The sequence below is a fragment of the Agromyces arachidis genome (genome assembly GCF_052805135.1).
The window spans coordinates 178,078-200,808 of sequence record NZ_JBRBDK010000006.1 but is presented as its reverse complement, the minus strand read 5'-3'; the positions used below and the strand labels follow the sequence as shown (position 1 = coordinate 200,808).

Sequence of the window (22,731 nt, the reverse complement as noted above, 5' to 3'; positions counted from 1 at the left end):
GCCGTGGCGGCCCGGCAGGGGTCCGCTAGGATCGTCGGGTGAATTGCGCGAGGTCAGGCGAGTGACGGACGCGGCCGGTCCGGTCGCCGAGATCGTCATCGCCGTCCACGACGTGCGACGCCCGGTCGGCCGCGCGATCGCCTCCATCGTCGGCGAGGGGCCCGGCCCCGCGGGGCGCATCGGCGTCGTCGTCGTGTGCCACAACATCTCCGTCGACGAGTTCGGCGACGTGGTCGACCGCTTCCGGTCCCGGCCCGTGCGCTGGGTCGAACTGCACGACGGGATCCGCAGCCCGGCAGGGCCGTTCAACCACGGCCTCGACGTCGCCGAGGCGCCGTACGTCGGCGTGATGGGCTCCGACGACTGGTTCGACCCGGGCGCCGTGGAGGCGCTGGTGCGCCACCTCGACGAGGACGCGCCCGAGGTGCTCGTGTTCCCGCTGCGCTACCAGGACGGCCCGCCGATGCCGAATCCGCTGAGCCGGCGATGGCGCCACCGTCGCCTGGACCCGGTGCAGGACCGGCTCGCCTACCGCACCGCGCCGCTCGCCCTCATCGAGAGCCGCCTGCGCTCCGAGCTCGACCTCCGGTTCCTCACGGAGTGGCGGACCGGCGACGACGCCATGTTCTCGGCGCGGCTGTGGAACCTCGCGCGTCGGATCGACTTCCACCCGGCCGACCCCGGGTACGTCATCGGAGCCGATGCCGTGGAGCGGGTGACGACCGGGCCGATGGACGTCGACGACGAGACCGGGCCGTTCCTCGAGCTCCTGGCATCGCCGTGGGTGGCGGCGTTGCCCGCCCCCGGGCGCGAGGCGATCGTGGTGAAGACGCTGCGGATCCACCTGATGGCCTCGGTGGTCCGACGGGCGACGGACGGCTCGCTCGGTGCGCGCGAGCACGACGCGTATCGGCGGATGGCGCTCGCCGGGCTCCGCCTCGCCCCGCGGGCGCTCGCACCGCTGTCGCGCCGCGATCGCGACATCCTCGACCTGCTCGTCGCCGACGGACCGGCCGACCTCGATGCGCTGCGCGAGGCCGGGCTTCGGCGCAACCGCGCCGGCCGCATCGACCGCCTGCTCCCGCGCGACCTCCGACACGTGCTGGCGCGCGAGTCCGACCTGCGTCGCATGCTCCGCTACCTGGGGTGGCCACGATGACCGGCGGCGCGCCGGACGAGAGGGGAACGATGTCCCGACCCGAGTTGCTCATCCTGTCGTTCTCGCCGATCGCCGGCGACGCGCGGGTGCTGAAGCAGGTCCGGCTGTTCCGCGATCGCTACGCCGTGACCACCTGCGGCTACGGGCCGGCCCCCGAGGGCGTCGCGGAGCACATCGCCATCCCCGACGGCCTCTCGGCCACGGCGCTGAACGGGCGGCTCATCACGCTGCACTGGTACCGCCGCGCGTACGAGGCGCTCCCGGCGGTGCGGTGGGTGCGGGCGGCGCTCGCCGGGCGCCGGTACGACGCCGTGCTCGCGAACGACCTGGAGGCGGTGCCGCTGGCGCTGCGCGTCGCGCGCGGGAACCGCGTGCACGCCGACCTGCACGAGTACGCGCCGCGCCTGCACGAGGAGCACGCCGCGTGGAACCGCCGGCTCCGCCCCTTCTACGAGTGGCTCACCCGGCGCTTCGCCGCACGCGCCGCGTCGTGGACCACCGTGAGCGGGGGACTGGCCCGGGAGTACGAACGCCAGTTCGGGTTCGCCCCGGAGGTCGTGACGAACGCCGCGCCGTACGCGGACCTCGCGCCCGGGCCGGTCGGCGATCCCATCCGCCTCGTGCACAGCGGCGCCGGCCTCGCGAACCGCAACCTGATGACGATGGTGGAGGGCGTCGAGCTCGCGCGCCGGGACGTGACCTTCGACCTGTACCTCACGCCGAACCATCCCGACTACGTCGAGCGCATCCGACGGCACGCCGAGGGCAGCAGTCGCGTGCGGCTGCACGATCCGGTGCCCTACGACCGCCTCATCGCGACGCTCAACGACTACGACGTCGGCGTCTTCGTGCTGCCGCCGGTGAACTTCAACTACCGCTGGGCGCTGCCGAACAAGCTCTTCGACTACATCCAGGCGCGCCTCGGCGTGCTCGTCGGCCCGTCCGAGGAGATGGCCCACTACGTGCGGGAGCACCGCCTCGGCGCGGTCGCCGACGACTTCAGCGCCGAGGCCCTCGCCCGCGCCATCGACGCGCTCGACGCCGACGAGGTGCGGCGGATGAAGCAGGCGTCGCACGACGCGGCCGCGCAGGTCTCCGCCGAGCAGCAGCAGCACGTCTGGGAGACGGCCGTCGACCGCCTGCTCGCAGGGCGGGGGGCGGCGGCATGACGCGGACGTCGCTGCTCATCGTCTCGTTCTCCAACCTGGTCTCCGACGCCCGGGTCCTCAAGCAGATCCGCGAGTTCACGCCCGACTACGACGTGACCACCTGCGGCTACGGCCCGGCGCCGGAGGGCGTCGTCGACCACGTGCGACTGCCGGACGATGCGCCCGCATGGCGGTACGACAAGGCCGCGGTCGTCCTGCGGCGGTTCCGGCGCGCGTACTGGTCGAACGCGGCGGTCGCCGCGGCCTGGGCGGGCCTGGAGGGTCGCCGGTTCGACGTCGTGCTCGCCGACGACGTCGACACGGTGCCGATCGCGCTCCGCCTCGCGCCCGCGAAGGGCGTGCACGCCGACCTGCACGAGTACTCGCCCCGGCAGAAGGAGGACGTGCTGGTCTGGCGCCTCTTCCTCGGCCCGCTCATGACCTGGCTCGTGCGCCGCTTCGCGACGCGGGCCGATTCGGTCACGACCGTCGGCCAGGGGATCGCGGACGAGTACCGCCGGGTCTTCGGAATCGACGCCGGCGTGGCGACGAACGCCGCACCCTACGTCGACGCCGAGCCCGGGCCGGTCGGCGATCCGATCCGGCTCGTGCACAGCGGCGCCGGCCTGCGCGACCGCAACATCATGGCGCTCGTCGAGGCGGTCGAGGCCGCGACGTCGCCGGTGACGCTCGACCTGTACCTCACCGAGAACGACCCGAGCCTGATCGAGGAGCTCCGGGGCCGGCAGTCGGATCGGGTCACGCTGCACCCGCCGGTGCCGTACGCGGAGCTGTCGGCCACGCTCAACGGGTACGACGTCGGCATCCACGCCCTGCCCCCGACGAGCTTCAACAACCGCTGGGCGCTGCCCAACAAGCTCTTCGACTACGTGCAGGCCCGCCTCGGCGTGCTCATCGGCCCGTCGCCAGAGATGGCGAGGGTCGTCGAGGCCCACGGGATCGGCGCCGTCGCGAGCGGATTCGGCGCGGCCGAGCTCGCCGCCGAGATCGACCGGATGGATGCCACCGCGGTCGCGGGCTGGAAGGCGGCCTCGCACGCGGCCGCGCACGAGCTCTCGAGCGCGAGCCAGGTCGAGGTGTGGCGTCGCGCGATCGACGCGCTCGCCGCGCGCCCCGGCTCAGCGTGACCGGCGCACGAGCTCCTCGATGACGCGCTCCGCCGCGCGGCCGTCGCCGTAGGGCGTGGCCTCGGTCGGCTGCGGCGCGGGCCGGGCCACGGCGGTCCGGATCTCGTCGGCGCTGTTCGCGAGGACGTTCCAGCCGAGTTCGACCGTCTCGACCCACTCGGTCTCGGTGCGGACCGTCGTGCAGGGCACCCGGAGCAGGAACGCCTCCTTCTGCAGCCCGCCCGAGTCGGTCACGACGCCGCGGGCCGAGAGCACGGCGTTGATGAGGTCGGGGTACGCCAGCGGGGCGTGCGACACGAGCGACCCGGCGGCGAGGTCGATGCCGTGCTGCTGGGCGCGCGCGATCACGCGCGGGTGGGCGAGGAGCACGACCGGATGGTCCATGGCCGAGAGCGACTCGACGATCATCCGGAGGCGCGCGGGGTCGTCGGTGTTCTCCGCGCGGTGGATGGTCGCCACGGAGTACGCGCCGGGCTCGAGCCCGAGCTCGTCGACGAGGGCGACCGGGCGGCCCTGCTGCGCGTCGCGCACCTGCATCAGAACGTCGGTCATCACGTCGCCCACGACCACGGTGCGCTCGGCGAGGCCCTCGTCGGCGAGGTGACCCGCGGCGACCTCGGTCGGGGCGAGCAGCAGGTCGGCGGCGTGGTCGGTGAGCACGCGGTTGTGCTCCTCGGGCATCCGACGGTTGAAGGAGCGCAGGCCGGCCTCGAGGTGCGCGACCGGGAGGTGCAGCTTCACGGCGCTCAGGGCCGCGGCGAGTGTGGAGTTCGTGTCGCCGTAGACCAGGACCCAGTCGGGCGCGTGCTCCTCGAAGACGGCATCGAGGGCGCCGAGGATCGCCCCGGTCTGCACGCCGTGGCTGCCCGAGCCGACGCCGAGGTGCACGCCCGGGGCGGGGATGCCGAGGTCGTCGAAGAAGACGTCCGAGAGCATGGGGTCGTAGTGCTGCCCGGTGTGCACGATCTCGTGGTCCACGCCGGCGGCGGCGGCCGCGTGCGCGATGGGGGCGAGCTTGACGAACTGGGGGCGAGCACCGACGACGCTGATGACCTTCACGGGCCACGATTCTACGTGCCGAGCCGGTGCTAGCGTATTCGGGTGAAGGTCCTGGTCGTGTCCACGTGGTTCCCGTCCGCGTCCGCACCGGCCTCCGGGGTCTTCGTCCGACGCGACGTCGAGCTGCTCCGCAGGACGCACGAGGTCGACGTGCTGCACCTGCATCCGCCCGGCGCCGTCGGTCCGGCCGATGCCGCACCCGGCGTCCGCCGGCTGGCGATGTCCCCGTCGAATCCCGCCGACGTGCTGCGGGCCGCCCGGGCGCTGCGCGCCGGGCTCGAGCGGTACGACCTCGTGCACACGATGTCGCCCTCGGCGCTCCTGCCGTTCGGACTCCTCCGGGTCGGCGTGCCCTGGGTGCACACCGAGCACTGGTCCGCGCTGCTGGACACCGCGACGGTGGGCCTCCCGGCGCGCCTCGGCCTGCGTGCGGCGCTCCGGATCATGCGGCGCCCCGACGTCGTCGTCGCTGTCAGCACCGCGCTGGCCGGGCACCTCGCGGAACGGCTCGGCCGCGACGTCGAGGTGATCCCCAACGCGGTCGACGCACCCGAGGTCCTCACGCCCCGCGCCGGTCCGGGCGGCCCGCTCCGGATGGTCGCGGTCGGCGGCCTGATCCCGCGCAAGGGCCCGCTCATCGCGATCGAGGCGACCGCGGAGCTCCGCCGACGCGGGCACGACGCCCGGCTCACCTGGATCGGCGAGGGCCCGTCGCGCAGCGAGGCCGAGGCGCTCGCGGCACGGCTCGACGTCGCCGACGCGGTCGACCTCGCCGGCGGCCGGTCGCCCGAGGGGGTGCTCGACGCCCTCGCGGCATCCGACCTGTTCCTGCTGCCGACCTCGGTCGAGACCTTCGGCGTCTCGATCGCCGAGGCCCTGCTCAGCGGGCGGCCCGTGGTCGTCGGGGCGAACGGCGGCCAGCGCGACTTCGTCCGCGAACCGGACGGAGTCCTCGTCGGGGAGCGCACCGGCGCCGCGTACGCCGATGCCGTCGAACGTTCGCTCGACCTCGCCCGGGACCGCAGCGCCGACGAGATCGCGGCGCCGCTGCGATCTCGATTCGGCCCCGAGGCCCGCGCGGCCGCGTACGGGTCCGCGTACCGCGAGGCGGTGCGCGCGCATGGCTGAGCCCGAGGTCGACGTCGTCATCGCAGTGCACGACCCGACCCGCGCCATCGACCGCGCCGTCGGCTCGGCGCTCCGATCCCGTTCGCCCCTCCGCGTGACGGTCGTCTGCCACGGGCTCGGGCGCGACGCGGTCGCCGACCGGCTCGGGGCGCTCGCGGACGACCCCCGCGTGCGCCTCATCGAGCACCACGACGGGGTGCCCAGCCCGGCCGGTCCGTTCAACGCGGGCCTCGACGCGGCGACCGCTCGGTTCACCTCGATCATGGGATCGGACGACGAGCTCGAGCCGGGGGCGATCGACGCATGGCTGCGCGTCGCCGACGGCGACGGGGCCGACGTGGTCATCCCGCCCCTCCGGCACGCGAGCGGTGCTCGGATCCCGACCCCTCCCGCTCGGCCGCTCCGACGACGACGCCTCGACCCCGTCCGCGACCGGCTGAACTACCGCAGCGCCCCTCTCGGGCTGGTCGCCCGCGAGCGCTTCGGCGACCTGCGGCTGTCGGTGGGGCTGCGAGTGGGGGAGGACCTCGACTACTCGGGCCGGCTCTGGAGCTCGGGGGCGCGCATCAGCCTGGCGCGGCGCGCGCCCGCCTACCTCGTGCACGACGACGCCGAGACGAGGGTGACGTTCACGCCGCGCTCGATCGACGACGAGCTGGCGTACGTGCCCCGGCTGCTGGCGGCGCCGTGGCTGGCCCGGACCGCGCGCCCGCTGCGGACCGCGTGGGCCGTGAAGACGTGGCGGATCAACGTGTTCGGCGCGCTCTTCTATCGCAGCGGGCGCCCGTGGGCGCCCGAGGATCGCGTCGCGCTCGCGGCGCTCGCCACGGCGCTGGCGGAGTTCGCGCCGGACGCCCTCGACCGGCTGTCCCGGCTGGAGCGCGATCTCGTCGATGCGGCCGTCGACGCCGCGATCGCCGACGGGGAACTCGATCGACGTGCCTTGGCTCGCCGGCGGTTCCTCACGCCCGAGGCCCTCCTGACGCGCCGCCTCCGGTTCGTCGGGGCGCGCGAGGCGCCGCTGCGGTACATGACCGCGACGGTGCTCGCCCGCCGCTAGGTCCGGCCTGCGGGCGGGCGAGCCCGTGCGGATGCTAGGCGCGCCCGATGACGCGGTAGATGACCTCGTCGCCCCAGGCCTCGGGCGAGCTCACCCGGCGGCCGTCGATGAAGGCCCGGACGCCCGGCAGGTCGGCGGGCGACAGCGACCGGTACTCGGCGTGGTCGGCCTGGACGATCGCCGCGTCGACCGGCTCGCCCAGGCGGTAGGGGGTGAACCCGTACCCCGCGAGCTCCTCGGCGGCGTACAGCGGGTCGTGGACGAGCACCTGGGCGCCGCGCCGCTCGAGGGAGGCGACGGTGTCGAACACTCCCGAGAAGGCCGTCTCCTTGACGCCGCCGCGGTACGCTGCGCCGAGTACCACCACGCGCGCGCCGGAGAGGTCGCCGAACGCGCCCTCCAGCATGCCGACCGCGTAGTCGGGCATGTCGAGGTTCGCCTCGCGCGCCGCGCGCACGACCGTCGCCTCGGGGTCGTTCCAGAGGTACAGGCGCGGGTAGACCGGGATGCAGTGCCCGCCCACGGCGATGCCGGGCTGGTGGATGTGGCTGTAGGGCTGCGAGTTCGAGGCCTCGATGACCTTGTACACGTCGATGCCGGACTTCTGGGCGAAGCGGGCGAACTGGTTCGCGAGGCCGATGTTGACGTCGCGGTAGGTCGTCTCGGCCAGCTTGGCGAGCTCGGACGCCTCGGCCGAGCCGAGGTCCCACACGCCGTTCGGGCGCGGCAGGTCGGTGCGCTCGTCGAAGTCGAGGACGGCCTCGTAGAACTCGACCGCGCGCTGCGCGCCGGCCTCGGACAGCCCGCCGACCAGCTTGGGGTACTTGCGGAGGTCCTCGAACACGCGGCCGGTGAGCACGCGCTCCGGCGAGAACACCAGGTGGAAGTCGCGGCCCTCGACCAGGCCCGAGACCTCCTCCAGCATGGGCTTCCACCGGCCGCGGGTCGTGCCGACGGGCAGGGTCGTCTCGTACGCCACGAGCGTGTCCGGCGTGAGGTGCTCGGCGAGCGAGCGCGTCGCGGCGTCCATCCAGCCGAAGTCGGGGCGCGCCTCCGCGTCGACGAACAGCGGCACGACGAGCACGACGGCGTCGGCGCCGGGGATGGCGTCGGCGTAGTCGGTGGTGGCGCGCAGCCGGCCGGCGGGCACCAGCTCCGAGAGCAGCTCCTGCAGGCGCGCCTCGCCGGGGAAGGGCTCGAGTCCGGCGTTCACGAGTTCGACGGTGCGCGGATTGACGTCGACGCCGACGACGTCGTGCCCCTTCGATGCGAACTGCACGGCCAGCGGCAGCCCGATCTTGCCCAGGGCGATGACGGCGATCTTCACAGTGATGCTCTCTTCCTCGTGTGCGCGACGGGCCTCAGCAGCCCGTCACCTCGTACAGTCTCGCGTCGCCCCGTTCGGCCAGCAATGCCAGGCCCGCGGGGTCGCGCGGCAGGTCGGTGAGTCCCGGATACAGCTCCGCTCGCGCGTCGCCGATGAACAGCATCCGCGGGTCGGAGTCGATGACGTGCGTGACGCCGAGCTCCTCGGCCGCGGCGCACGCCTCGGGCGTCGCGTCGGCGAGTCCCTCGGCGACGGCCCGGTGGGCCTCGGTGTACGCCCCGCCCACGTGCGGGAACAGCGCCCGGCGCCCGGTGTACGCGTACACGAGCGCGCTGCCGTTCCACGGATTGCCGGCGATCACCGCGTCGTCCGGGACGAGCTCGGCGACATCCTCGAACAGCGCGATCTCGTCGGGATTCAGCGACGGGCTGTCGGCGTCGAGGCGGTACGCGTCGGCGAGGTTGCCGTCGATGCTCTGGATGGCGCCGAACTGGGTGCCCACCACGGCCACGGATGCGACGAGCGCGACGACCGTCGCGCGCAGGCCCGCGGAGGGCTCGGCTCCGCGGCGCCGAGCGGCGAGGTCGAAGCCGGCCGCGATCCAGTCGGCCGCGATCACGAGGCCGACCACGGCGAGCGGGACCGCCACGACCGGGCCGAGCGCGGCCAGGCGGAAGGCGTCGTTGTACCAGAGCCCGGTGATCGCGGTGCGGAGGGCGCCCTCCGGCCAGCCGTTCGCCACGGCGAACATCACGGCCGCGAGCAGCCACGAGGCGACGAGCCATCCGGGCGTGCGCCGCAGCAGGAGGCCGCCCACCACGCCGACGGCGACGAGGAGCGTGGCCACCCAGCCGACCGTGATGTCGAGCGGGCTGTTGCGCAGGGCCTCCGCGAACGAGACGTAGAACGGCCGGACCGAGGGCCAGCCGTTGTCGCCGGTCTGGAACCGGGTCCAGATGAAGAGCTCGATCGCGAACACCGCGAGGGCGCCGTCGATGACGAGGAGGCGACGTGAGGTCCGCGCGTCCTCGCGCACGGCGCGCACGGCGGCGGCGATGACGAGCGGCGCGCTGAGGACGAAGATCGAGAAGAGGGCGTTCGGGTGCGCGAGGGTGGCCGCCCCGGTCGCGGCCGCGGCGACGACCGCCCAGCCGAGGGTCGAGAGTCCGCCGTCGAGCGCGACGGGCGGCGCGTCGACCGTGCGCGTCCGGGTGGTGCCGTCGACGCGGCGTGCGCCGCCGCGGAGCATCGCCGTGAGGGCGCCGAGCGCCACGGGGACGAGGGCGATCGCGAGCGAGTTCGGGTACAGCACGCCGTACCAGGCGAGCAGGTACGGGAAGGCCGCGAATCCGGCGCTGAGCGCGCCCGCCAGGGCGAGGACCAAGGGGCGCGAGCCGAACAGCGACCGCACGAGGACGACGGATCCGAGGGGCCAGACGATGCCGGCCACCACGAGGGTGAGCGCGTTCGCGGTGACCACGGGGGTGGATCCCGCGACCTGGGCGGTCAGCGCCGCGAAGGCGTGCCAGGTCGTCGGGTAGAAGCTCGACGATGCGGCGGGGGTGGTCATCGTCATGTGCAGCGGCGAGGCGTCGCCGGTGTCGAGCACCCAGCGCACCGCGTTGAGGTGGAACACGGCGTCGTACGTCTGCGACGGGTTCTCCGGCGAGCCGATGCCGGGCAGCAGGGTCGCGAGGATCAGCGCTGCTCCCGCGAGCACGCCGGCCCCGGCGGGGAGCAGCTCCCGCCACCGGGCCGCGTCGGCTGAGTCGGGCCGGCGGGTCCACCTGCGCAGTGCGAGTCCGGCGAGGGCCGCGGCCACCGCCGCGATCCCGACGGGCAGCAGGCTCCACCCGAGCCCCACGAGCGGGGCGATGATCGAGGCGATGCCGACGACGGCGACCGACGCCGCCACGGAGACGCCGAGGAACGCGGCGCCGCGGAGCCCGATGAGCAGCGCGAACGGCGCACCGGGGACGACGAACAGCACGATCGCCACGGCGACCGCGGGCAGCGCCTCGAGCCAGCTCATCAGTGCGGGTGGGCCTCGGTCAGTCCTCGCCGTCGCCGGACTCGAACGGCGCGGAGCCGTCGAGGAACGAACGCAGGCGGTTGTCGAACATGGTCAGCGCCGAACCGATCGCCATGTGCATGTCGAGATACTTGTAGGTGCCCAGGCGGCCGCCGAAGAGCACGTCGCGCTCCTGCTTGGCGAGCGTGCGGTACTTCAGCAGGCGCTCGCGGTCCGCGGCGGTGTTGACCGGGTAGTACGGCTCGTCGCCCTGCTCGGCGAACCGCGAGTACTCGCGCATGATGACGGTGCGGTCGGTCGGGTACCAGTCGCGCTCCGGGTGGAAGTGGCGGAACTCGTGGATCCGCGTGTACGGCACGTCGGCGTCGGCGTAGTTCATGACGCTCGTCCCCTGGAAGTCGCCGGTCGGCAGCACCTCCTCCTCGAAGTCGAGCGTGCGCCACTGCAGCGCGCCCTCGGCGTAGTCGAAGTAGCGGTCCACGGGGCCGGTGTAGACCACGGGCACCTGCCCGACGGTCTTGCCCTTGGAGAACGGCTGGGACTCGTCGAAGAAGTCCGTCTCGAGGCGCACGTCGATGTTCGGGTGGTCGGCCATCCGCTCGAGCCACGCGGTGTAGCCGTCCGTCGGCAGGCCCTCGTACGTGTCGTTGAAGTACCGGTTGTCGTAGGTGTACCGGACCGGAAGCCGCGAGATGACCTCGGCCGGCAGGTCGCTCGGGTCGGTCTGCCACTGCTTGGCGGTGTAGTGCTTGATGAACGCCTCGTAGAGGGGGCGTCCGATGAGCTGGATGCCCTTGTCGTTGAGGTTCTGCGGGTCGGTGCCCGCCAGCTCGCCCGCCTGCTCGCGGATCAGCTCGCGCGCGGCATCCGGACCGTGCGCCGCCCGGAAGAACTGGTTGATCGTGCCGAGGTTGATCGGCATCGGGAACACCTCGCCCTGGTGCTGCGTGTAGACGCGGTGCACGTAGTCGGTGAAGGTGGTGAATCGGTTGACGTACTCCCACACGCGTTCGTTCGAGGTGTGGAACAGGTGGGCGCCGTAGCGGTGCACCTCGATGCCGGTCTGCGCCTCGTTCTCGCTGTAGGCGTTGCCGCCGATGTGGTGGCGGCGGTCGATGACGGTGACGCGGAGGCCGAGGTCGCGCGCGGCGCGATCGGCGATGGTGAGGCCGAAGAAGCCGGATCCGACGACGAGCAGGTCTGTGTTCACGGGGTGGGGGTTCCTCTCGGGACGACGTTCAAGCGTACTCGACGGCGAATCCGTGATTCGTGTGAGCCGGTGGGGGATGCCACGGCTCAGCGCACGGCGGCCAGGACCGCGTCGGCGGCGGCACCGCCCACGGCGTCGAGCGAGGCGTTCGCCTGCACCCAGCCCGCCCGCGCCGCGCGGCCGGCCTCGGTCTCGCCCGCGAGCTGGGCGTCGATCGCCCGGATCATGGCCTCGGCCGCCGCCTCCGGGGTGAAGGCGACCGCCTCGCCGAGGCCGTGTTCGCGCACGAGTGCCGCGCCGCTTCCGGTGCCGGCGAAGATCACGGGCGCGCCGCACGCGGCGGCGGCGTAGGTCTTGGTCGGCCGGGCGAAGTCGTAGCCGATGCCCGGAACGATGCTGACGAGCGCTGCGGCGGCGCCGCGGATCCACTGGGCCGCCTCGCTCGGGGGGACGACGCCGCCGAGCACGATCCGGTCGCCGCCGACGCGTGCGGCCTCGGCGCGGATCGCCGCCTCGGAGGCACCCTGGCCGAAGAAGCGCAGGCGCGCGCCGGGGTGGCGCTCGAGCACCGCGGGCATCGCCTTCGCGAAGAGCTCGGCGCCCTGCCACTCCGACATGGTGCCGGTGTAGACGAGGTACGGGCCGCCGTCGTCCTTCGCCGGACCGTCGGGGGAGAAGAGCCCGGTGTCGACGCCGTTGCCGACGGTGGCGATGCGATCGCGGCGTGCGCCGAGCTCGACCAGCCGGTCGGTGACCTCGTCGGAGATCGACAGGACGGCGGCGGCCCGCCGGAGCACGTGCCCTTCGACCGCGCGCATGATGCGCACCACGACCCCGGGCGCGCCCATCGAGATCACCCCGTCGGTCCACACGTCGGCGGCGTAGTAGGCGAAGGGCTTGCGGCGCAGCGCGCTCACGACCGACACCACCAGGCCCGTCGTCGGGGGCGCCTCGGCGACCGCGACGTCGAACCGGGCGAACAGCAGCCGGAAGAACAGCGGCACGTCGTAGCTCAGGTACTGCACGTATCCGCGCACGTTGCCGCCGCGGTCGCGCAGCACGGGCAGGCGCGACACCTCGAGCCCCGGCTCGTCGACGGGCGTGGGGGGCGCGGTCGGCGGCGGCGTCGTGGTGACCACGCGCACGCGGCATCCCGCGCGGAGGAAGCCGCGCGCGAGCGCGCGGAGCCGGAACGCGCCGGCGCTCACCTCGGGCGCGAACAGGCGCGAGGCGATGAGGATCCGGGGAGCGTCCGCCATCGCTAGGCGGCGGGGAGCGACTGGGACTGCCCGGTGCGCGCCGACTCGACCACGGCCTCCGCCACGCGCAGGGTGGTCAGGCCCTCGCGCATGGTGACCGTGTTCTCGCCGCGACCGAGGATGGCGTCGCGGAACGCCTCGTGCTCCGACCGCAGCGGCTCGCGCTTCGCCAGCGCGAACCGGGTCATGGACCCCTCGGAGACGCCGCGGAACGCCGCGACGGACTCCCACTCGGTCGCCTCGGTGCCGTTCTCGAAGAACGTGAGGTCGGCGGTGACCGTGTCGGCGACGAACGCGCCGCGCTCGCCCGTGACGACCGTGACACGCTCCTTCATCGGAGACAGCCAGTTGACGAGGTGGTTCGTGATCGCCCCGTTCGCGAGCTGGCCGGTCGCGGACACCATGTCCTCGTGGGGCCGCCCGCTGCGCGTGGTGGTCCGCGCGGCGATGCTCGTGTACGCGGACTGCGCGAGCCAGGCCGTGAGGTCGATGTCGTGCGTGCCGAGGTCCTTCACGACGCCCACGTCGGCGATCCGGGCCGGGAACGGGCCCTGCCGGCGGGTCGCGACCTGGTACAGGTCTCCGAGCTCGCCCTCCTCCACGCGGCGGCGGAGGTCCTGCAGCGCGGGGTTGTACCGCTCGATGTGGCCCACGGCGCCCACGAGGCCCGCGCGCTCGAACGCGGATGCCACGCGCTCGCCGGCCGCGCTGTCGCTCGCGATCGGCTTCTCGACGAGCGTGTGCACGCCCGCGTCGGCCAGTTCGAGCGCGACCGCCTCGTGGTAGCCCGTGGGCACGGCGACGACGGCCGCGTCGATGCCCTGCTCGATGAGCGCGGCGACCGATTCCAGCACGGGCAGCCCGCCCGCCACGCCGTGCGGGTCGCCCTGCGCGTCGGCGACGGCGACGAGGCGGACCCCCTCGAGCTCGCGGGTCACGCGGACGTGGTGGCGGCCCATCATGCCGAGGCCGATGACGCCGATCCGGAGCTCAGCCATCACGCACCCGCCTTCGCGAGGGCGTTCACGGCGGCGACGATGCGCTCGAGGTCCCCGTCCGACAGCGAGGGGTGCACCGGCAGCGACAGCACCTCGCGGGCCGCGCGCTCGGTCTCGGGCAGGTCGAGCGTGAGCCCGAACGAGGGGAGCCGGTGGTTGGGGATCGGGTAGTACACGCCCGAGCCGATCTGGTACTGCTCGCGCAGCGCCGCGGCGAATCCGTCGCGGTCCTCCGGGACGCGGATCGTGTACTGGTGGTACACGTGCTCGGCGCCCTCGGCGACCGGGGGCGTCACCACGCCGTCGAGGTTCGCATCGAGGAACGCGGCGTTGCGCCGGCGGTTCTCGGTCCAGCCGAGCACCTTCGTCAGCTGCACGCGGCCGATGGCGGCGTGGATGTTCGTCATGCGGGCGTTGAAGCCGACGACCTCGTTCTCGTACTGCTTCTCCATGCCCTGGTTGCGCAGCAGCCGCAGCATCCGCTCGACCCCGGCGTCGCCGGTCGAGACCATGCCGCCCTCGCCGCTGGTCATGTTCTTGGTCGGGTAGAGGCTGAACATGGCGAACCGGCCGAAGGTGCCGACCTTGCGCCCGTCGAGGCTCGCGCCGTGCGCCTGCGCCGCGTCCTCGTAGAGGGCCAGGCCGTGCTTGGCGGCGAGGTCCTCGAAGGCCGTCATGTTCGCGGGGTGCCCGTACAGGTGCACGGGCATGATGCCGACCGTGCGCTCGGTGACCTTGGCGGCGACGTCCTCCGGGTCGAGGCAGAAGTGGTCCGGCTCGATGTCGGCGAACACGGGCGTCGCGCCGGTGAGGGCGACCGAGTTCGCCGTGGCGGCGAACGTGAACGACGGGACGATGACCTCGTCGCCGGGACCGACGCCCGAGGCGAGGAGCCCGAGGTGCTGGCCCGCCGTGCCCGAGTTCACCGCGACGACGGCGCGGCCGTCGAGCAGCACGTCGGAGAACTCCTGCTCGAACGTGGCGACCTCGGCGCCCTGCGCCAGCATGCCGGAGGCGAGGACCGCGTCGACCGCGGCCCGCTCCTCGTCACCGACGATCGGCTTCGCGGCCGGGATGAACTCGCTCATGACTGCTCCTCCCGCAGGATCCCTGCGTCTTCGATGTAGCGTTCGCCGGTCTCGGGGCACACCCAGGCGTCGCCCTGCTGCTCGAGCGGCACGCCGGCCTTGCCCACCCAGCGGATGCGGCGCGCGGGGACGCCCGCGACGAGCGCGAAGTCCGGCACGTCCTTCGTGACGACCGCGCCGGCGGCCACGGTGGCCCAGCGGCCGATGGTGACGGGGGCGACGCACACGGCGCGCGCGCCGATCGACGCCCCGTCGCGGATGGTGACCCCGACGGGCGTCCAGTCGTGCGCGCTCTTGAGCGAGCCGTCCGGGCCCACGGCGCGCGGGTAGGTGTCGTTGGTCAGGACCACGGCGGGGCCGATGAAGACCCCGTGGCCGAGCTCGGCGGGCTCGTAGACGAGCGCGTAGTTCTGCAGCTTGCAGTTGTCGCCCATCACGACGCCGCTGCCCACGTAGGCTCCGCGGCCGACGATGCAGTTCTCACCGAGGCGGGCGCCCTCGCGGACCTGCGCGAGGTGCCACACCTTGCTGCCCTCGCCGATGACGGCGTCGTCGGCGACGTCCGCGCTCGCAGCGATCGTTGTCACGAGGATGTCCTTTCCGGCACGGCGCCCCGGGCGGGCGCGGGCCGTGATCAGTCGGGGGAGTCGGTCTCGGCGTCACCCTGCCGGGACGCTCGTTCGAGGCGGTCCAACTTTACCTGCTGCAGCGCGACCTCCTCGGCGAGCGTGCGGGTGCGGTCCTCGAGGTCGGTGAGCTCGCCCGCGTGCTGCAGGCTCACCAGGAACAGGATCACGATGCTCACGAAGAACACGAGGTTCGACGGGACGCCCACGTTGAGCAGGTCGGCGACCCAGGTCAGCAGGCCCGGGAAGATCCCGATGACGAGGGCGCCGACGGCGGCGAAGAACCACCACACCGCATGCCGCTCCCGCAGCCGGCGTCGCCGGAGCAGTTCGACGACCGCGGCGAAGGCGATCAGGGCGGCGACGACGCCGAGCAGGTAGGTGCCGGTGCTCATCGGCTTCCTCCGGTCTCGGGGATGACCACGCGCGGGCGCAGCAGGGCGAAGGCGAGCGCGACGAAGGCGCGCACGAGGTAGACGGCCGCCTTGACGGGGTGGTGCGAGGGGGCGCCGCCCTGGCGGGGGCGCATGGCGACCGGGACCTGGCGGATCCGCAGGCCCGCGCGGGCGGCGATGACGAGCGCCTCCACCGTGTCGCCGAGGTACTCGGCCGGGTAGTGGCGGGCGAACAGCGCGATCGCTCGCGGGCCGTTGGCCTTGAAGCCGCTCGTGGTGTCGGTGAGGCGGGTGCGGCTGATGCCGCTGATCACCCGCGAGAGCACGACCATCGCCCAGCGCCGCGGCCCGCGGGCCGCGTACTCGCCCTTGCCGGCGAAGCGCGCGCCGATCGCGATGTCGCAGTCGTCGAGCGCGGCGAGCAGCTCGGGCACCTCGGCCGGATCGTGCTGGCCGTCGGCGTCGAGCTGCACGACCGTGCGGAAGCCCTCCGCGTGGGCGTACCGGAAGCCGGCGCGCATCGCGCCGCCGACGCCGAGGTTGTACGGCAGGCGCAGCACGGTCGCGCCGGCGGCCGCGGCGCGCTCGGCCGTGGCATCCGTCGAACCGTCGTCGACGACGAGGCAGGGCACCCCGGGCATCGCACGCTGGATCTCCGCCAGCACGGCTCCGACCGAGGCCTCCTCGTTGAACGCGGGCAGCACGATGAGCGTGCCCTGGGGCCTCGGAAGCATGAAGGGATCGTATCAGCGGCGACGGCCGCGGGCCCGGCGACGGGCCCGGGGGCCGGGCGGTACAGGGGGCACGCACCGTCGGTGTGGGAGGATGACCCCCGCGACACGTGAGAGGAGAATCTGGTTCCGTGAAGCTCATCTGGCGGACCTTGCGCCGCCTGCTGCCCATCCTGCCCCCGGAGGAACGGACGTTCCTGTGGTGGTTCGTGGTCCTCTCCAGCGCACTCGCCCTGCTCGACATCCTCGCCCTCGGCATCCTCGCGCTGTCGCTGGGGTCGATGGTGCAGTCGGCGCCGATCAACCTGCCCGGCATCGGGGAGATCGGCATCGACGGCTACGTGTGGGTGCTGCTCGCGGTGTCGCTGCTGATCATCCTGAAGTCGGGCCTCAACGTGCTCCTGCAGTGGGTCGCGACCCGCAAGTTCGCGCAGTACGAGCTCGCGGTCGGCGACCGACTGTTCGACGCGTACATCCGCGCGCCCTGGGTCGAGCGCATCACGCGCAGCACCTCGCAGCTCGTCCGGCTGGTCGACGTGGGCGTCGCGACGACGACGGCGGGGTTCCTGCTCCCGGTGATCACCCTGCCGTCGCTGATCACGACGTTCATCGCGGTCCTCGTGGTCGTGCTCGTCGCGGCCCCGCTCACGGCGCTCATCACCGTCGTCTACCTCGGCCTGATCGGCCTCCTGCTCTACCGCTGGGTGTCGCGCCGCGCCGTGCAGGCCGGGCGCGTGAACCGCGACTACTCGATCCGCGCCGCGGCGATCATGACCGACATGGTCAACGCCCTGAAGGAGATCACGCTGCGCAACAAGGCCGCCGAGGTCGCGGCCAACGTGCACCGCAACCGCGTCGCCTCGACCCGGGCCCGCGCGAACCTCTACTTCCTCGGCGGCGTGCCGAAGTTCGTGCTCGACGGCGCCCTCGTCGGCGGCTTCGTGATCGTCGGCGGCGCCGCCTACCTCGTCGGGGGGCTCTCCGAGGCGATCGCCGCGGTCGCGCTGTTCGGCGTGGCCGGCTTCCGCATCGTGCCGTCGATCATCTCGTTCCAGGGCCTGCTGACCAACGCCCAGGCGAACGCCCCGCACGTCGAGATGGTCGTGACCGACGTCGAGGACGCACAGGAGCACCTGCGCCGCGCCGAGGAGATCGGCCACGAGCCGCTGCGCGGCGAGCCCCAGCACCTCCGGCTGAGCAACGTCGCCTTCTCGTACCCCGACGCCGAGCGGCCGGCGATCGAGGGCGTCGACCTCGACATCCCCATCGGCTCGACCCTCGGACTCGTCGGGCCGTCGGGAGCGGGCAAATCGACCGTGGTCGACATCCTGCTCGGCCTCATCTCCCCGTCCGAGGGCACGATCGAGGTCGACGGCATGCCGCTCGAGCGGGTGCTCGCGGCCTGGCGCGACCGCGTGGGCTACGTGCCGCAGCAGGTCGCGCTGTTCAACGGCAGCGTCGCGCAGAACGTCGCGCTCTCCTGGGAGGGCGAGATCGACTACGAGCGGGTGCGGCGCGCGCTGGAGCGGGCGCAGCTCTGGCCGGCGATCGAGGCTCGGCCCGGCGGCATGGACTCGCGCATCGGCGACGCCGGCATCTCGCTCTCCGGCGGCCAGCGCCAGCGGCTCGGGATCGCGCGAGCGCTGTACAGCGAGCCGCTCGTGCTCGTGCTGGACGAGGCGACGAGCGCCCTCGACACGAAGACCGAGGCCGACGTGGCGCGCGCCATCCGCGAGCTCCAGGGCAAGGTCACGGTGGTGTCGGTGGCCCACCGCCTGTCGACCGTGCGCGACAACGACCAGCTCTGCTACCTCAACGACGGACGCATCGTCGCGAAGGGCACCTTCGCCGAGCTCGTCGCCCAGGTGCCCGACTTCAAGGTCCAGGCGGCGCTGGCCGGCCTGACGTGATCGGCGGCGACGGATGACGCCGGGTCCCGCCTCGCTCGCCGCACGCGTGCGCGCGGCGCTGCCCCGGCCGGTGGTGCGCGGCATCGACCGCGCGCTGTCGGCCGTGCCGGACCTGCGCCGTGCGCCCGAGCCGATCCGTCCGCCCGACGGCGCACGCCGCCTGCTCGTCGCCCCCGCGAACTTCGCGGGGCAGGGGTGGGCGTGGGCGCGCGCCGCCGAGCGGATCGACGGCGTCGGCGCACGGAGCATGACGCACCGCGGCGCCGCGGGCTTCGGCTTCCGGAGCGACTACGAGGTCGACACGCGCGCGTTCCTGCGCTCCCGCGGCTGGCAGCGCGCGCAGTTCGCCGCGGTGTCGAGCGGGTTCACGCACGTGCTCGTCGAGGCCGAGCTCCCGATCTTCGGCGGACTGTTCCGCGGCGACGTCGCGCGCGAGGTCGCCGCGCTGCGCGCCGAGGGGGTGCGCGTGGCCATGGTCGCCCACGGCTCCGACGTGCGGCTGCCCAGCCGGCACCGTTCCCTCGACACCGATTCCCCGTTCGCCCCCGGCCGCTTCGACGGCACCGACGACCTCGAGCGGATGGCGCGGCGCAACCTCGACGTCCTCGCCCGCGTCGGCGCGCCGGTCTTCGTCTCGACGCCCGACCTGCTGGCCGACCTCCCGGACGCGACCTGGCTGCCCGTGGTCGTCGGGGAGCGCTGGCTCGACGACGCCGGTGCGGATGCTCCGGCGGTGCTGCAGGCTGCGGTGCCGACGGTCGTGCACATCCCGAGCCGTGCGGGGCTGAAGGGCAGCGCGGAGATCGAGCCCGTCATGCGGCGGCTCGACGCCGAGGGACTGGTCCGCTACGAGCGCCGCGAGGGCGTGGCGGCGGACGCGATGCCCGAGCTGTACCGCCGGGCCGACGTCGTGCTCGACCAGTTCGCGCTCGGCTCGTACGGCGTGGCGGCGTGCGAGGCGCTCGCGTCCGGCCGGGTCGTCGTCGGCCACGTGCGCGGCGAGGTCCGCGAGCACGTGCGGCGGGAGGGAGGCGCGGAGCTGCCGATCGTCCAGGCGCGCGCGAGCGAGCTCGAGGGCGTCATCCGCGACGTCGTCGCCGATCGGGACCGCTTCCGCGTCGTCGCCGCGCAAGGACCGGCGTTCGTGCGCTCGGTGCACGACGGCGGCCGGTCGGCCGAGGTGCTCGACGCGGCCTTCCTCTCGGCCTAGCGGCCGCTCGGGCTCAGCGCTCGAACGTGTCGCGCCAGGCCTCGGGCGAGGTGATCCCGGGCAGCGCCTCGCGGTACCGCTTCGACAGCTCGGGCCAGCGGCGCTTCAGCTCGCGGTGCAGCCGTCGGCTCTGGCGGACGAGCCGACGGAACTCGCGCGGGTCGCGCGTGTAGCGCACCTTTCCGGTGCCGTCGGCCGTCGAGACGAGGGCGCTGTCGTAGACCGGCAGCCGGAACCAGGTCGCGTCGCGCTTGGCGAGCTCGACCTGCGGCGCGGCGATGTTGCGCGGCTGCGGCTTCGTGAACCACTGGCGCGCCACCATCCGTGCGGTGAAGATCACGAGCGGGATACCGCGCGGCCCCTTCGCAGGCTTGCCGTCGGGCCCCAGCGGGAAGACCTTCTTGCCCTCGACGGTGGCGGGGACCTCCTCCTCGGTCTTCAGCACGGTCTTCTCGGGGAAGCGCTTCGCCTCGGCCCGGAGCTCGCCGAGGATCGAGCCGATCTCGGCCTGCATGTGCGCCGGGCCGCGCAGCACGTCCTTCAGCGCCCGGTGGCGGAGGGTCACCGGGTAGTACTGCATCGACAGCAGGTGGCGGAGGTCCCATCGCCAGCTGTCCTCCATGAGCTGGCCGCCGTCGTCGAACGGGGAGTGCAGCAGCGCGGCGACGAACCGGTTGCGGGCGTGGAAGTACGCCTGCCAGTCGATCGAGTCGTCCTTGTCGAGCCACGACACGTGCCAGAGCGCCGCGCCGGGCAGCGTCACGGTGGGGTAGCCGTTCGCGCGGGCGCGCAGGCAGTACTCGGCGTCGTCCCACTTGATGAAGGCCGGCAGCGCCAGGCCCGCGTCGCGCAGCGTCGCGGTCGGGATGAGGCAGAACCACCAGCCGTTGTAGTCGGTGTCCATCCGGGCGTGCATCCACCGCGTCTGGCGCAGGTTGCTGAACCGGAAGTCGTGGGGGACCTCGTCGTGCGGCTGGGCGTGCCACATGAAGGGTCCGAGGTCCATGCTCTCGGCGAACGCGTGCATCACGGGCCGGTCGAGCAGGTCGAACATGTGGCCGCCGACGATCACCGGCTGGGTCGCGTACCGCGCGAAGCGGACCGAGCGCGCGATGCTCTCGGGCTCGATCGTGACGTCGTCGTCGAGCAGGATCACGTACTCGCTCGCGCCCGCCTCGAGGGTCTCGAGCATCGACCGGGCGAAGCCGCCCGAGCCGCCGAGGTTCGCCTGCTCGATCACCTCGAGTTGGTCGCCCATGCGCTCGGCGATGCCGGGGTACTCGTCGCGGTCGCGGACGAGTTGCGTGCCCTGGTCGACCACGTAGACCCGGTCGAGGACCTCGCCGACCGACGCGTCGGAGGCGAGCGCGTCGAGCGTGCGCACGCAGTAGTCGGCCTTGTTCATGGTCGTGATGCCGATCGAGGCGCGCCCGTCGCGGACGGCCGGCACGTCGGTCTCCCAGGCGGCGTCGCTCAGCACGACCTCGCCGCGCCCGGCGACGATGTCGAACCAGTACCACCCGCCGTCGCCGAACGTGGTCACGGGCAGGTCGACGTGCACGACCGAGCCGTCGCCCGAGAACGACTCGGATGCCACGCGCTGGGGCACGCCCTGCGCGGTGGATCGGTAGACGAGCAGGGTGCCGGACCCGGAGAGCGTGGCACGGAGGCGGATGCGGTCGACGACCGTCCAGTGCTGCCAGTAGGAGGCGGGGAAGGCGTTGAAGTAGCCGGCGAAGGACATCCGCTCGCCGGACGCCACGCGGAACCGGTCACGGCCGAGCACGTCGTCGATGTGCGCGCGGTCGCTCACGCGCACCTCGCGCGTGCCGAATCGGGCCCACACGTCGGCGTCGACGTAGAGGGGCAGGACGTCGGGGTCGCCGTCCTGCGGGAAGACGACGCGCTGCAGCTCGGTCCAGGTCGAGGTCACTGGTTTGCTCTCCGGGGAAGTCGGTGGGACCGACGACCGCCGGCCGCTACGAGCCTACCGCCACCGGAGGCCGGAGGCGTGGCGCGAGCTTCCAGAGCTGGACGCCGAGCACCGCCATCTCGGCCGCGGCCAGGCCCCACGCCACTCCGGGCGAGCCGAGCAGCAGCAGGAGCGGGATCATCAGCGCCGTGCCGACCACCGCGCCGGCGATCGTGCTGGTCGAGAGCACGCGCGACATCCCGAGCGCCGTCAGGCACGCGAAGCCGGTCAGCTGCGAGGCGAGGATCGCCGCGAGGTTGACGCCCATGGGGATCGCGAGGTCCCAGCCGATCTCGAGCGAACCGCCCGAGAGGATGCCGCCGGCCCATGGCGAGAGGAGCGCGTACGCGAGTCCGCCGAGCGCGCCCAGTCCGAGTGCGATGAGCGTGACCCGCCGCGCACGTCCGGCGAGCACCTCCGGGTCGGGATGCGGCACCCAGCCCTGCGCGACCTGCACGATCGGGCGGGTTGCGTACAGCGCGAGCCGCACCATCCGCTCGGCCAGCGCGTACACCGCCGTCGCCGCGGGCACGAACAGCTCGACGAGCACGATCGGCACGTTCACGTAGACCGAGGACGTCGCCGACATCGCGACCGTGTGGCCCTGGCCCCTGAGGTTGCGCACCGCGCGGACGGGGGAGAGCGTCATTCGCCACCCGTCGTGCCGGCGCAGGATGTCGACGGTGCAGACCAGCGCCGAGACGACGACCCCGGCCAGCTGCAGGGCGGCGAACCAGACGGCGTCGCCGGTCGCGATCACGGCGCCCGCGCCGGCGAGCGTGCCGATGAGCCGGGGCGCGGTGTCGAGCAGGAGGAAGCGGATGGGGCTGCGCTCGCCGACGTAGAACCAGCCGGCCCCGAGCGCGACGAGGATGCCGCTGATCGTCGTCAGCGCCGCGAGCAGCGGCTGCGCCGGCACGATCGCGATGGCCAAGACCACGGCGATCGGCACGACGACAATGCTCAGCCACACGCGGCTCAGCACGGAGTCGGCGAAGTAGCGGCCGCGCTCGTCGACCGGACGCGACGCGACCTCGGTCGGGCCGACCACGCCCCAGCCGTAGACGGCCAGCACGAACGCGAACCCGGACACCGCCTGGGCGACCGCGATCGTGGCCCACGACTCGGTGCCCGCGGCGATGATCACCGCCGGGATGACCAGCAGGCTCACGATGCCGCTGAGTACGACCGAGAGGCCGTATCCGCCCAGCGCGCGCGCGATCACGCCCCTGCGCATGCGGTCCTCCTCATCGATCGGGCAGCGCGCCCGT

General features: G+C 73.3%; 19 protein-coding genes. 7 read left to right on the top strand and 12 right to left on the bottom strand.

What is annotated here, in order from left to right; all coding sequences use genetic code 11:
- Nucleotides 1-61 precede the first annotated feature (61 nt).
- Genes ACUY4T_RS10390 through ACUY4T_RS10380 form a run of 3 tightly spaced genes read left to right on the top strand, consistent with a single transcriptional unit; the run spans nucleotide 62 to nucleotide 3,455 of the window.
- Nucleotides 62-1,159: a glycosyltransferase gene (locus tag ACUY4T_RS10390; protein ID WP_446018856.1), complete on the top strand. Its 1,098-nt coding sequence runs from the start codon at nucleotides 62-64 to the stop codon at nucleotides 1,157-1,159.
- Nucleotides 1,160-1,188: 29 nt separating this feature from the next.
- Nucleotides 1,189-2,328: a glycosyltransferase gene (locus ACUY4T_RS10385; protein WP_446018855.1), complete on the top strand. Its 1,140-nt coding sequence runs from the start codon at nucleotides 1,189-1,191 to the stop codon at nucleotides 2,326-2,328.
- Complete coding sequence (locus ACUY4T_RS10380) at nucleotides 2,325-3,455, top strand: glycosyltransferase (protein ID WP_446018854.1); 1,131 nt, start codon at nucleotides 2,325-2,327, stop codon at nucleotides 3,453-3,455. Before ACUY4T_RS10385 ends, ACUY4T_RS10380 begins: the two co-directional genes overlap by 4 nt.
- Here ACUY4T_RS10380 and wecB read toward each other — a convergent pair.
- Entirely contained in the window at nucleotides 3,447-4,514 is a 1,068-nt protein-coding gene (gene wecB / locus ACUY4T_RS10375; RefSeq protein ID WP_446018853.1) for a non-hydrolyzing UDP-N-acetylglucosamine 2-epimerase, read from the bottom strand. The genes ACUY4T_RS10380 and wecB overlap by 9 nt on opposite strands.
- Nucleotides 4,515-4,556: 42 nt before the next feature.
- Here wecB and ACUY4T_RS10370 point away from each other — a divergent pair, with 42 nt between their 5' ends.
- The gene (locus tag ACUY4T_RS10370; protein ID WP_446018852.1) at nucleotides 4,557-5,642 is read left to right on the top strand and encodes a glycosyltransferase family 4 protein; all 1,086 of its coding nucleotides are present in this window, start codon (nucleotides 4,557-4,559) and stop codon (nucleotides 5,640-5,642) included.
- Nucleotides 5,635-6,702 (top strand): glycosyltransferase, encoded by a 1,068-nt coding sequence (locus ACUY4T_RS10365; RefSeq protein WP_446018851.1) that lies wholly within the window; start codon nucleotides 5,635-5,637, stop codon nucleotides 6,700-6,702. The genes ACUY4T_RS10370 and ACUY4T_RS10365 overlap by 8 nt, the downstream gene beginning before the upstream one ends.
- 34 nt (nucleotides 6,703-6,736) lie before the next feature.
- Here the strand turns inward: ACUY4T_RS10365 and ACUY4T_RS10360 are convergent, their stop codons facing one another.
- From ACUY4T_RS10360 to ACUY4T_RS10320, 9 genes are all read right to left on the bottom strand, one after another.
- Nucleotides 6,737-8,029, bottom strand: a complete 1,293-nt coding sequence (locus ACUY4T_RS10360) for a nucleotide sugar dehydrogenase (protein ID WP_446018850.1) — start codon at nucleotides 8,027-8,029, stop codon at nucleotides 6,737-6,739.
- 34 nt (nucleotides 8,030-8,063) lie between these two features.
- Entirely contained in the window at nucleotides 8,064-10,061 is a 1,998-nt protein-coding gene (locus tag ACUY4T_RS10355; RefSeq protein ID WP_446018849.1) for a DUF6541 family protein, read from the bottom strand.
- 19 nt (nucleotides 10,062-10,080) lie between these two features.
- Nucleotides 10,081-11,271, bottom strand: coding sequence for a UDP-galactopyranose mutase (glf, locus tag ACUY4T_RS10350; RefSeq protein ID WP_446018848.1), 1,191 nt, complete (start codon nucleotides 11,269-11,271; stop codon nucleotides 10,081-10,083).
- An 86-nt stretch (nucleotides 11,272-11,357) separates the two neighbouring features.
- The gene (locus ACUY4T_RS10345) at nucleotides 11,358-12,530 is read right to left on the bottom strand and encodes a glycosyltransferase (protein WP_446018847.1); all 1,173 of its coding nucleotides are present in this window, start codon (nucleotides 12,528-12,530) and stop codon (nucleotides 11,358-11,360) included.
- A gap of 2 nt (nucleotides 12,531-12,532) precedes the next feature.
- Complete coding sequence (locus tag ACUY4T_RS10340) at nucleotides 12,533-13,528, bottom strand: Gfo/Idh/MocA family protein (RefSeq protein WP_446018846.1); 996 nt, start codon at nucleotides 13,526-13,528, stop codon at nucleotides 12,533-12,535.
- Complete coding sequence (locus tag ACUY4T_RS10335; protein ID WP_446018845.1) at nucleotides 13,528-14,616, bottom strand: DegT/DnrJ/EryC1/StrS family aminotransferase; 1,089 nt, start codon at nucleotides 14,614-14,616, stop codon at nucleotides 13,528-13,530. Before ACUY4T_RS10335 ends, ACUY4T_RS10340 begins: the two co-directional genes overlap by 1 nt.
- A complete protein-coding gene (locus tag ACUY4T_RS10330) occupies nucleotides 14,613-15,203 on the bottom strand; it encodes an acyltransferase (protein WP_446018844.1) in 591 nt (196 codons plus the stop codon). Before ACUY4T_RS10330 ends, ACUY4T_RS10335 begins: the two co-directional genes overlap by 4 nt.
- Nucleotides 15,204-15,250: 47 nt before the next feature.
- The gene (locus ACUY4T_RS10325; protein ID WP_446018843.1) at nucleotides 15,251-15,637 is read right to left on the bottom strand and encodes a DUF2304 domain-containing protein; all 387 of its coding nucleotides are present in this window, start codon (nucleotides 15,635-15,637) and stop codon (nucleotides 15,251-15,253) included.
- Entirely contained in the window at nucleotides 15,634-16,371 is a 738-nt protein-coding gene (locus ACUY4T_RS10320) for a glycosyltransferase family 2 protein (RefSeq protein ID WP_446018842.1), read from the bottom strand. The genes ACUY4T_RS10325 and ACUY4T_RS10320 overlap by 4 nt, the downstream gene beginning before the upstream one ends.
- A 128-nt stretch (nucleotides 16,372-16,499) precedes the next feature.
- On the opposite strand from ACUY4T_RS10320, the gene ACUY4T_RS10315 reads away from it, so the two are divergent.
- Nucleotides 16,500-18,278 (top strand): ABC transporter ATP-binding protein, encoded by a 1,779-nt coding sequence (locus tag ACUY4T_RS10315; protein WP_446018841.1) that lies wholly within the window; start codon nucleotides 16,500-16,502, stop codon nucleotides 18,276-18,278.
- Between the two features lie 13 nt (nucleotides 18,279-18,291).
- Nucleotides 18,292-19,488 carry a glycosyltransferase gene (locus ACUY4T_RS10310; protein WP_446018840.1) on the top strand — a complete coding sequence of 399 codons (1,197 nt, stop codon included), beginning with the start codon at nucleotides 18,292-18,294 and terminating at the stop codon, nucleotides 19,486-19,488.
- A gap of 13 nt (nucleotides 19,489-19,501) precedes the next feature.
- Here ACUY4T_RS10310 and ACUY4T_RS10305 read toward each other — a convergent pair whose 3' ends face one another.
- Together ACUY4T_RS10305 and ACUY4T_RS10300 are read right to left on the bottom strand one after the other, a co-directional pair.
- Complete coding sequence (locus tag ACUY4T_RS10305; RefSeq protein ID WP_446018839.1) at nucleotides 19,502-21,421, bottom strand: glycosyltransferase; 1,920 nt, start codon at nucleotides 21,419-21,421, stop codon at nucleotides 19,502-19,504.
- 46 nt (nucleotides 21,422-21,467) lie between these two features.
- The gene (locus ACUY4T_RS10300) at nucleotides 21,468-22,697 is read right to left on the bottom strand and encodes a lipopolysaccharide biosynthesis protein (protein ID WP_446018838.1); all 1,230 of its coding nucleotides are present in this window, start codon (nucleotides 22,695-22,697) and stop codon (nucleotides 21,468-21,470) included.
- Nucleotides 22,698-22,731 lie beyond the last annotated feature (34 nt).